The sequence below is a fragment of the Kocuria rhizosphaericola genome (genome assembly GCF_044462205.1).
Lineage (GTDB): Bacteria > Actinomycetota > Actinomycetes > Actinomycetales > Micrococcaceae > Kocuria > Kocuria rhizosphaericola.
Map to the genome: position 1 here is coordinate 18,372 of NZ_JBISWK010000066.1, position 10,449 is coordinate 28,820.

Annotated in this window: 8 protein-coding genes; 1 reads left to right on the plus strand and 7 read right to left on the minus strand. The window is 74.4% G+C overall.

Features of this window, described 5'->3' with window-relative positions; genetic code table 11:
• Positions 1-53: 53 nt before the first annotated feature.
• The 6 genes from ACH9D2_RS06800 to ftsY form a co-directional block, all read right to left on the minus strand.
• Positions 54-1,361 (minus strand): hypothetical protein, encoded by a 1,308-nt coding sequence (locus ACH9D2_RS06800; RefSeq protein ID WP_396362084.1) that lies wholly within the window; start codon positions 1,359-1,361, stop codon positions 54-56.
• Positions 1,362-1,431: 70 nt separating this feature from the next.
• Entirely contained in the window at positions 1,432-1,917 is a 486-nt protein-coding gene (locus ACH9D2_RS06805; protein WP_396362085.1) for an NUDIX domain-containing protein, read from the minus strand.
• A gap of 7 nt (positions 1,918-1,924) precedes the next feature.
• On the minus strand, positions 1,925-3,508 hold the full coding sequence (gene ffh, locus ACH9D2_RS06810; protein WP_396362086.1) for a signal recognition particle protein: 1,584 nt from the start codon (positions 3,506-3,508) through the stop codon (positions 1,925-1,927).
• Positions 3,509-3,709: 201 nt separating this feature from the next.
• On the minus strand, positions 3,710-4,048 hold the full coding sequence (locus ACH9D2_RS06815; protein ID WP_058874620.1) for a P-II family nitrogen regulator: 339 nt from the start codon (positions 4,046-4,048) through the stop codon (positions 3,710-3,712).
• A 51-nt stretch (positions 4,049-4,099) separates the two neighbouring features.
• Positions 4,100-5,413, minus strand: a complete 1,314-nt coding sequence (locus ACH9D2_RS06820; protein ID WP_396362087.1) for an ammonium transporter — start codon at positions 5,411-5,413, stop codon at positions 4,100-4,102.
• 209 nt (positions 5,414-5,622) lie between these two features.
• Positions 5,623-6,768: a signal recognition particle-docking protein FtsY gene (gene ftsY, locus ACH9D2_RS06825; protein WP_396362088.1), complete on the minus strand. Its 1,146-nt coding sequence runs from the start codon at positions 6,766-6,768 to the stop codon at positions 5,623-5,625.
• 81 nt (positions 6,769-6,849) lie between these two features.
• Here ftsY and ACH9D2_RS06830 point away from each other — a divergent pair, with 81 nt between their 5' ends.
• Entirely contained in the window at positions 6,850-8,085 is a 1,236-nt protein-coding gene (locus ACH9D2_RS06830; RefSeq protein ID WP_396362089.1) for an MFS transporter, read from the plus strand.
• A gap of 82 nt (positions 8,086-8,167) precedes the next feature.
• Here the strand turns inward: ACH9D2_RS06830 and ACH9D2_RS06835 are convergent.
• Positions 8,168-10,449: AAA family ATPase (locus tag ACH9D2_RS06835; RefSeq protein ID WP_396362090.1), on the minus strand; the 2,282-nt coding region annotated here is incomplete at its 5' end.

Below are 10,449 nucleotides of genomic sequence, written 5' to 3' on the forward strand. Positions count from 1 at the left end.
GCCCGCGGGATCCCCCGCGGGACTCCGCCCCGCGGGGGATCCCGAGGAGGCGCTCAGCCGCGGTGCAGCCCGAAGAAGCGGCGCAGCCGCGCCCGCGAGTCCGGGGCGGAGGGCTCCTCCGGGAGCTGGGCGGTGGGTCCGGCTGCCGGGGGCTGCTCCTCGTTCCGCCGGCGGCGCGCGCCGCGCAGGGCGGCGTAGTAGGCGCCCTCCGCGGCGGCGTCCGCGAGCAGCGCCGCGGAGAGGGTGCCGAGCACGCGCGCCCCCGCCCCGCCGCGCCGGGCCGCCCCGGCGAGTCCCACCCCGAGGGCGGTCTCGGTGCCCGCGACGGCCAGCAGGAGCTCCGGCCGGCGGACGAGGGCCCGCTGGTACCGCGCGAAGAGCCCGTCACCGGTGGGCTCGATGGTCATCCCCCGCAGCAGGGCCGAGCCCACGCCCGTGGGCTCGTAGTGCTCGGCGCCGTCGGTCCCCGCGAGCTCCCGGCGGCCCTCCACGACCTTGGCGGCGAGCACGGGCAGGCCCAGCAGCTGCAGGACGGACTCCAGGACCAGGTCGGTGGACTCCCCCTGCACGTAGTTGCGCAGCCGGTTGGTCTCGGCCGGGTCGAGGTCGAAGACGGAGGCCACGGACTCGAGCTGCAGGTCCGAGGTGCCCCCGGAGCACAGCCGGACGAGGTCGCGCTCGAACCGGGCGGCCGGGGTCTCCTCGGCCTCGACGGACACCCCGCCCGCGGGGAGCCACTCGGGGCCCCACTCGAGGGCGCACACGGCGTCGGCCGCCTCGAGCTCGGTGACGGACGCGGGGTCCTCCCCGGCGAGCAGGACCTCGAAGGAGCGGGTGGCCCCGTCCGAGGACAGCGCCACGGCGGTCTCGGCGAGACCGGTGCGCACGGCCCAGAAGTCGACCTCGGCGTCGAAGACCACCACGGACCAGCCGTGCCGGGACACGGCGGTGAACCCGGTGCCGGACAGGGCCGCCAGCACGGGCAGCTCGGGGGCGTCCAGGCGCACGAGCAGCACGCGGCGCAGCCCGGGGTGCTCGGGCCGGAGCTGCTGGCCGGTCATCCGCGCGAGGGTCGCGGAGAGCTCGTCGAGGGTGCACCCGGGCTCCACGGAGCCGTCCTCGGCGGCCTGGGCCAGCCGGCCCTCGGCGTCGGCGAGGAACATCAGCTGCGTGGCCCGGGGGCCCTCGGCGTAGGCGCTGATCAGGCGGTGGTGGGCGATGATCCTGCGCATCCCCTCGCAGGTGGGGCGCAGCCCGGAGCCGTCGGACGCGGTGGCCTCCGTCGCGCACAGCACCGTGGCGGGGACCAGGTCCCACGCGGAGGTGGGGGATGCGATGTCGTCGGCGGGGAGTGAGGTCATGGCGTCCATGCTACGCCGTCGCGGTGGACGGCCCAGGGGGCCGGGGACCGTTCCCGGGGCGCCCGTCCGCTCAGCGGGGCCCGTCGACGAGCTCGGCCGTGGTCCCGTCCTCGAGGGCTGCCAGACCCGCCCGCAGGCGCCGGGCCAGCGCGGGCCGCAGGTACCGGTCCAGCTCCGCGGGGTCCGTCCAGCGGTGGCTGAGCAGCTCCTCCTCCTGGATCGTGATGGGCGTGTCGGCGTCGATGACGCCGCCGTCGTAGACGAAGGAGACCGAGTCCCCCCACAGGCCCATGGCCACGCCGTGGTGGACGACGAGCAGCCGGCCCTCGGGCAGGTGCAGGCCGACCTCTTCGACGACCTCGCGGAAGCACCCGGTGCGGGGGTCCTCCCCCGCCTCGACGGTGCCTCCGGGCACGGTCCAGTCCGACTTGTAGTTGGGCTCCACGAGCAGCACGCGGCCCCCGGGGTCGCGGATGAGGGCCTCCGCGGCGAGGCGGCGGGTCGGCAGGGAGTCCACGAACTGCTTCAGCTCGCTCTCGGACAGGTAGGAGCTCACGGTGCGATCACTGTCCCAGGAACTTCTCGAAGCCCTTGGGAAGGTTCAGGTCCGCGGGGTCCGGCTGCCCCTGGGCGGCGCCGAACGCCGATCCGGCGGGCGCCTTCTGCTTCCGCTGCTGCTCGAGGGCCGCGTTCTCCTGCGCCCGCTTGGCGGGGTTGCCGGAGCGCGAGCCGCTCTTCTTCGCGGAGCCCTTGCCCTTGCCCTTCTTCGGGCCGCCACCCGCCCCGGGCATCCCCGGGATGCCGGCGGGCATGCCGGGCACGCTCTTGCCCTGTGCCAGGCGCTTCATCATCTTCTGCGCCTGGGCGAAGCGCTCCATGAGCTGGTTCACCTCGGACACGGTGACCCCGGAGCCCTTGGCGATGCGGGCGCGCCGGGAGCCGTTGATGATCTTCGGCGCCACCCGCTCGTGCGGGGTCATGGACCGGACGATGGCCTCGACGCGGTCGATCTCGCGCTCGTCGAAGTTCTCGAGCTGCTCGCGCATGCCGGCGGCGCCCGGCATCATCATGAGCATCTTCTTCATCGACCCCATCTTGCGCAGCTGCTGCATCTGGGCGAGGAAGTCCTCGAAGGTGAAGTCCTCCTGGTCGGTGAACTTCCGGGCCATCTTCTCGGCCTCGTCGCGGTCCCACTGCTTCTCGGCCTGCTCGATCAGCGTGAGGACGTCACCCATGTCGAGGATGCGGGACGCCATGCGGTCCGGGTGGAACTGCTCGAAGTCGTCGACGTTCTCACCGGTGGAGGCGAACATGATGGGCTTGCCGGTCACGGAGGCCACGGACAGCGCGGCGCCGCCGCGGGCGTCGCCGTCGAGCTTGGACAGGACCACGCCCGTGAAGTCGACGCCCTCGTTGAAGGCCTGGGCCGTGTTCACGGCGTCCTGGCCGATCATCGCGTCGATGACGAAGAGCACCTCGTCGGGGCGCACGGCGTCGCGGATGTCGCGGGCCTGCTCCATGAGGGCCTCGTCGATGCCGAGCCGGCCGGCGGTGTCCACGATGACCACGTCGTGCAGCCGCGCGCGGGCCTGGGCCACGCCGTCCCGGGCGACCTGCACGGGATCGCCCGTGGGGTCGTCGAACTCCGAGGTGGTGCCCGGGTGGGGGGCGTAGACCGGCACCCCTGCGCGCTCGCCCACGACCTGGAGCTGCGTGACCGCGTTGGGCCGCTGGAGGTCGGAGGCCACGAGCAGGGGACGGTGCCCCTGGCCCTTGAGCCACTTGCCGAGCTTGCCGGCCAGGGTGGTCTTGCCGGCGCCCTGGAGACCGGCGAGCATGATGATCGTGGGGCCGGTCTTGGCCATCCGGATCCGGCGGGTCTGGCCGCCGAGGATGTTCTGCAGCTCCTCGTTGACGATCTTCACGACCTGCTGGCCGGGGTTCAGCGCCTCGGAGACCTCGAGCCCGAGGGCACGCTCCTTGACCGCGGCGGTGAACTCGCGCACGACCGGCACGGCGACGTCGGCGTCGAGCAGCGCGCGGCGGATCTCGCGCACGGTGGCGTCGACGTCCGCCTCGGTCAGGCGTCCCTTGCCTTTGAGGTTCTTGAAGGTGGCGGTCAACCGGTCGGACAGTGAATTGAACACGGGTCGAAAGCTGCTTTCGTCGAGGGAGGCGGCCGGTGCCCCGCGGTCTGCGCCGCGGGCCGCGGCCCGGCCCGGTGTGGCGGGTCAGTGTCCAAGGTTAGCAACTCCGGGCGGCGCGGGGCCCTCCCTCGTCGCCGCAGCGCGACGACGACGGCCGGTCCCCTCCCGGCGGANGGGGACCGGCCGTCGGGACCGGTGGGGTCAGAGCGCCGTCTCGTCGCGCTCGCCGGTGCGCACGCGCACGGCCTGGTGCACGTCGGTGACCCACACCTTGCCGTCACCGGCGCGGCCGGTGTTGGCGGAGGAGACGATGACGTCCACGATGTCGGTGGCCTGGTGGTCGTCCACGAGGATCTCGACCCGGACCTTCTCGAGCAGGTCCACCGTGTACTCCGCGCCGCGGTAGACCTCGGTGTGCCCGCGCTGCTGCCCGTAGCCGTGCACGTTCTGGACGGTCATGCCCTGGACGCCGTAGGACTCGAGCGCGGACTTGATGTCCTTGAACTTCTCGGGGCGCACGATCGCGGTGACGAGTTTCATGGAAGGGGTGCCTTTCGTGAGGGTGGGTTGCGCCGGTGTTCGCCGCACGGCTCAGCTGTGCACGGGCTCGGAGCGGCCGGGCTCGAAGGACGTGGCGCCCTCCCCGGCGGTGTGCCGGCCCGGGGTGAAGGACCCGGTGGCGTCGCCGGCCAGCGCGTAGCCGGACTCGGCGTGCTGAGTGATGTCGATGCCGTCGATCTCGTCCCGCACGGGGATCCGGAAGCCGATGGTCCTGTCGATCGCGAAGGCGATGACGAAGGTCAGCACCGCGCAGTAGAGCACCGAGACGAGCACCGCCACGACCTGGGTGAGCAGCAGGCCGAAGCCGCCGCCGTAGAACAGGCCCGCCGTGCCCTCGGAGGGCAGCGCCACGAAGCCCAGGGCCACGGTGCCGACGACGCCGGAGACCAGGTGCACGCCGATGACGTCCAGGGAGTCGTCCATGCGCATCCGGTACTTGAGCCCGACGGCGAGCGCCGAGCAGATGCCGGCCACGAAGCCGATCCCGATCGCCCAGACCGGGGAGACGTTGGCGCAGGCCGGGGTGATGGCCACGAGCCCGGCCACGGCGCCGGAGGCGGCGCCCAGGGATGTGGCGTGCTTGTCGCGGATGCGCTCGGTGAGCAGCCAGCCCAGCATCGCGGCGGAGGGGGCCACGAGGGTGTTGATCCAGATGAGCCCGGCCTGCTCGGCGGTGCCGGCGGCCCCGGCGTTGAAGCCGAACCAGCCGAACCACAGGATCGCGGCGCCGAGCATCACGAGCGGCAGGTTGTGGGGGCGCTGGCCCGGGTCCTTGCCGAAGCCCTGGCGGGCGCCGACGATCAGGATGAGGACGAGCGCGGCCACACCGGCGTTGATGTGCACCACGAGACCGCCGGCGAAGTCGATGGCCTCGCCGATCGCGGAGCCGATGGCCCCGTCCTCGGTGAGCAGCCCGCCGCCCCAGACCATGTAGGCCAGGGGGGCGTAGACGAGCGTGGCCCAGACGGGCACGAACACGGCCCAGGCGCCGAAGCGGGCGCGGTCGGCGATCGCCCCGGAGATCAGCGCGACGGTGATGATGGCGAAGGTCCCGCCGTAGGCGGCGCCGAGGAGGTCCTCGCTGCCCATGATGTCGCCCAGGGCGAAGGACGGCACGGGGCTGCCCGTGAGCCCGCCCAGGAGCGGGTCCCCGCCGCTCATGGAGTAGCCCCACAGCACCCACACCACGGAGACGAAGGCGATGGAGATGAAGCTCATCATCATCATGTTGAGGACGCCCTTGGCGCGGGTCATCCCTCCGTAGAACAGGGCCAGTCCCGGGGTCATGAAGAAGACCATGGCTGCCGCGACGATCGTCCACACGTGTCCAGCGGTGATTTCCACGATGTGCACCTCTCTCTGAAGGTTGGTCCGGTCACCGGTGTCACTGGCCCGTTCCCCGTGGGGCCGTCCGGTGCTCACCGTTCCCTACCGAGTCTCCGAGAGAGATGTTTCGTCCGCCGCCGCGCGGGGTTGCGGACATGTTTCACGCCCGCCGCAATGGTTACGCGTGCGTGAACTGCGGCGGGCGTGTGGGGCGAAGGGGGGACGGATCAGTCGAGCAGGGCGTCCACGAAGCTCTCGGGCTCGAAGGGCGCCAGGTCGTCCGGCCCCTCGCCGAGACCGATGAGCTTGACCGGCACCCCGAGGCTCTTCTGGATGGCGACCACGATGCCGCCCTTGGCGGTGCCGTCCAGCTTGGTGAGGACGATGCCGGTGACGTCGACGACCTCGGCGAAGACCCGCGCCTGGGTCATGCCGTTCTGCCCGGTGGTGGCGTCGATGACGAGCAGCACCTCGTCGACGGTCGCCGCCTTCTCCACGACCCGCTTGATCTTCCCGAGCTGGTCCATCAGGCCCGCCTTGTTCTGGAGCCGGCCGGCGGTGTCGATCATCACGACGTCCACCTCGTGCTCGATGCCGGCGGTCACGGCGTCGTAGGCCACGGAGGCCGGGTCGGCGCCCTCGACCTGCGAGCGCACGGTGGGCACGCCCACACGGGCGCCCCACGTGGAGAGCTGGTCGGCGGCCGCGGCGCGGAAGGTGTCCGCGGCGCCGAGGACGACGTCCTTGTCCTCGGCGACGAGCACGCGCGCGAGCTTGCCCACGGTGGTGGTCTTGCCGACGCCGTTGACGCCCACCACGAGGACGACGGCGGGGATCGGCCCCTTGCGGTCCACGGCCAGGGACCGGTCCATCGAGGGGTCGACCAGCGCGACGAGCTCCTCCCGGAGCATGGCCTTCACGTGGGCGGGGTCGTGGGTGCCCTCCACCTTGACCCGGCGCTGGAGGGCCTCGACGAGGTCCATGGCCGAGTCCGTGCCGAGGTCCGCGAGCAGCAGCGTCTCCTCGATCTCGTCCCACACGTCCTGGTCGATGCGGTCGCGAGCGAGCAGGGCCAGCAGGCCCTTGCCGAAGACGTTGTTGGACTTGGCCAGCCGCCCGCGCAGCCGCGCCATCCGGGACGCCGCCGACTCGGGGCGGTCGAGAGCCGGGCGGGCGGCCTCGGGCGGGGCCGGCGCGGTGCCGGGCTCCAGATCCCCCGGGGCGGCGACCGGACCGCCCTCGAGGTCGTCGGCGTCCCGGGTGGCGGGGTAGCCGCCGCGGGGCGCCTTGGGCCCCCGCAGCAGGACCAGGCCGAGCAGGCCGAGGACCACGACGGCGATGAGGACGTAGGCGAGAACGGGTATCGAATCCACGCCCCCCAGCTTCTCACACAGCCCGTGCGCGGGCCGCTGGCCGCGGGTCGGGGGCGCCGCCCGGGGTCCTAGACTCGACGGGTGCCCGTTCAGCCCCCAGCCGCCGCCCCCGACCGCGAGCGCGTCCCCCAGCAGATCATGGTGCTCATCGCCGCCGCCTTCGTCATCGCGATCGGCTACGGCATCGTGGCGCCGGTGCTCCCCCAGTTCGCCACGACCTTCGGGGTCGGCGTGGCGGCCGCCTCGGCCGTGGTGAGCGTCTTCGCCGTGGCCCGGCTCCTCTTCGCGCCGGCCGGCGGGCGGATCCTGAACCGGATCGGCGAGCGCCCCACCTACGTGACCGGCGTGCTCATCGTCGCGCTGTCCTCGGCGGCCACCGCGTTCGCCCAGACCTACTGGCAGCTGCTGCTGTTCCGGGGTCTCGGCGGGATCGGCTCGGTCATGTTCACGATCTCGGCGATGGGCCTGATCGTGCGGCTGGCGCCGCCGCGGATGCGCGGGCGGGTCTCGGGCTACTACGCCTCCGCGTTCCTGGTGGGCGGGGTGCTCGGCCCCGTGGTCGGCGGCCTGCTCGCCGGCTTCGGCATGCAGGTGCCGTTCCTGATCTACGCGGTGTCGTTGCTCGTGGCGGTGGCGGTGGTGCACTTCCGGCTCAAGGACGAGGTCCTCGGCACCGGCAAGGACCGCCGGGACCAGCAGGTCATGACCGTGGCCGAGGCCCGCCGGGTGGGGGCCTACCGCTCCGCCCTGGTCTCGAGCTTCGCCAACGGGTGGACCGCCCACGGGATCCGGGTGGCCCTCGTGCCCCTGTTCGCGGTCGCCGTGCTCGGGGCCGGTCCGGCCGTGGCCGGCCTGGCCCTGGCCGTCTACGCCGCCGGCAACGCGATGACCCTGCCGGTCACGGGCCGGCTCACGGACCGGTTCGGGCGCAGGCCGCTCGTGCTCAGCGGTCTGGTGCTCAACGGAGTCGCGACCATGGCGCTGGGCCTGGTCCAGGACGTCCCGTGGTTCGTGGTCCTCTCGCTCGTGGCCGGGATGGGCTCCGGGACGCTGAACCCGGGCCAGCAGGCGACCGTGGCGGACGTCATCGGCCCGGACCGGGCCGGCGGGCCGGTGCTGGCCCGGTTCCAGATGAGCGCCGACGCCGGGCAGATCCTCGGGCCCGTGGTGGCCGGGGCGCTGGCGGACGCCGCGGGCTTCGGCTGGGCCTTCGGGGTCTCCGGGGCGATCATGCTGCTGGCGGCCGGGGCCTGGCTGCCGGTGCGGGACACGATGGAGCGGCCCGACAGGCCGTCCGTGCGGGGCTCCGGACAGTAGGACGACACCGGGCCGGAGTGCGGTGGAGTGCGGCGGCGGGTCCGGGCCGCCGCCGCGGGCACGGGTTCGCGTCCCGGCGGGCTCAGCGCAGCTCGGCCAGCCGCTGGCCGATGACGGTGGTCACCCCGTCCCCGCGCATCGCCACCCCGTAGAGGGCGTCGGCGATCTCCATGGTCCGCTTCTGGTGGGTGATGATGATCAGCTGCGAGGTCTCCTGCAGCTGGCGGAAGATGTTCAGCAGCCGGCCGAGATTGCGGTCGTCGAGGGCCGCCTCGACCTCGTCCATGACGTAGAAGGGCGAGGGCCGGGCCTTGAAGATCGCCACGAGCAGCGCGATCGCCGTGAGCGAGCGCTCCCCGCCGGACAGCAGGGACAGCCGCTTGATCTTCTTGCCGGCCGGGCGCGCCTCGACGTCGATCCCGGTGGTGAGCATGTCCGTGGGGTCGGTGAGGCGCAGCCGGCCCTCCCCGCCCGGGAACAGGATGGCGAAGACGCTCTCGAACTGGCGCGCGGTGTCGGCGTAGGCCTCCGTGAAGACGCGCTCCACGTGCTCGTCGACGTCGCGGATGATGCTGCGCAGGTCCTGCCGGGACCGCTTGAGGTCCTCGAGCTGCTCGGCCAGGAAGCGGTGGCGCTCCTCGAGGGCCGCGAACTCCTCCAGCGCCAGCGGGTTCACCCGCCCCAGGGAGGCGAGCTCCTTCTCGGCCCGGCGCAGCCGCCGCTCCTGCTCGGCGCGCACGTACGGGGCGCCCTCCGCGGCGCCGGACCCGACGTCGGACGCGGCGCCGAACAGGGCGTCCTGGCCGTCGTCGGCCGCCGTGGGCGCCGAGCCCGGTCGCCCGGCGTCCTGCGGGGCCCCGGGGTCGGGGACCAGCAGGTGCGGACCGTAGTGCTCCACGAGCGAGTCCGGGGTGAGTCCCAGCTCCTCGAGGGACCGGTCCTCCAGCGCCTGGATCCGGGCGCGCTGCTGGGTGCGGGCCAGCTCGTCCCGGTGCACGGAGTCGGTGAGCTCCGCGAGCCGCGCGGCGAGCCGGTCGTTCGCCGCGCGCAGGTCCGTCAGCTCCGCGTCCAGACCGGCGCGGACGGCCTCGGCCCGGTCCCGCTGCGCGGCGGCGGCCGCCGCGGACGACGTCACGAGCCCGAGCAGCTGCTCGGCGCCGGCGAGCACCGCCTCGGCGTTGCGGGCCTGGAGCCGGCGGCGCCGCGCCCGGCGCTCCGCCTCCTCCCGCGCCCGGCGCTCGGCCGCGGCGGCCCGCTCCTGGGAGGCGGCCCGGTTGCCGAGGGCGCGGGCCTGCTCCTCCAGCGAGCGCAGGGCCAGCCGGGCCTCCGTCTCGTCGGTGCGGGCCGTCGTGGCGGCCCGGTGCAGCCCGTCGCGGCGGGCGGCGGCCTCGAGCTGGACGGTCTCGGTGTCCTCCTCGCCGTGCTCCTCCGCGGCCTCGAGCCGCTCGGCGGCCTCGCGCAGCCGCTCCTGCTCCCGTGCCAGGTGCTGCCGCGCGGCCGCGACCTGCTCGTCGAAGCGCCGGGTCTCCGCCTCGGCGGAGTCCAGCACGGCCCGGACCCGGGACAGCTCGGACGCGGCCCGGTCCGCCGTGCGTTCGGCGGCGCGCAGGAGCCCCGCGGTCTCCTCGGCGGCCCGGCGGGCGGCGTCCCGGGCCCCGGACGCCGTCCGGGACGCGGCACGCGCCCGCTCGAGGGCGGTGGCGAGCTCGGCCCGCTCCGCCTCCGCGGCCTCGGCCGCGGCGCGGGTCTCGAGCGTGCCGGCCGCCTCCGCGGCCCCGCCCCAGGCGCTGGTGCCCGTGAACACGTCGCCGTCCCGGGTGACGGCCGTCAGCCCGGGGGCATCGGCCACGATCCGGGCCGCCGTGGCGGCGTCCTCCGTGAGCACGGTCCCGGCGAGCAGGGCCCGGACTGCGGCCGCGCCGCGCCGGACGTCGTCGTCGTCCCGGCCGTCGCCCGCCGCGGTGCGCAACACGGCCGCGGCCGGCCGGACCCCGGGCCGGTCGGGGACCGCCGGGGGCGGAGCGGACCCCGCCGGGGCGTCCCCGGCCACCAGCAGGTGCACCCGGCCCACGCCCTCGGCGCGCAGGGACTCGAAGACGGAGACGGCCGCACCGTGGGAGCGAACGGCGAGGGCCTCGGCGAAGGGGCCCATGGCGGCGGCCACCGCCCGCTCCCAGCCGGGCTCGACGTCGACGAGGTCGACGACGGCACCGAGCACCGTCTCGGCGTGCCGGTCGTGGACGGCCGCCGAGCCGTCGGGCTGGCGCAGGGCGGCGCGCAGGGTCTCGGCGCGGGCGCGCTGGGCGTCGTGGGCGCGCAGCACCTCCTGGGCCGCGGCCTCGGCCTCCCGCGCGGCGGTGCGCG

Bases quoted from the DNA above. Each gene is read 5' to 3' on its own strand.
- ACH9D2_RS06815 (WP_058874620.1), bottom strand. From the start codon at position 4,048: ATGAAACTCGTCACCGCGATCGTGCGCCCCGAGAAGTTCAAGGACATC.
- ACH9D2_RS06800 (WP_396362084.1), bottom strand. From the start codon at position 1,361: ATGACCTCACTCCCCGCCGACGACATCGCATCCCCCACCTCCGCGTGG.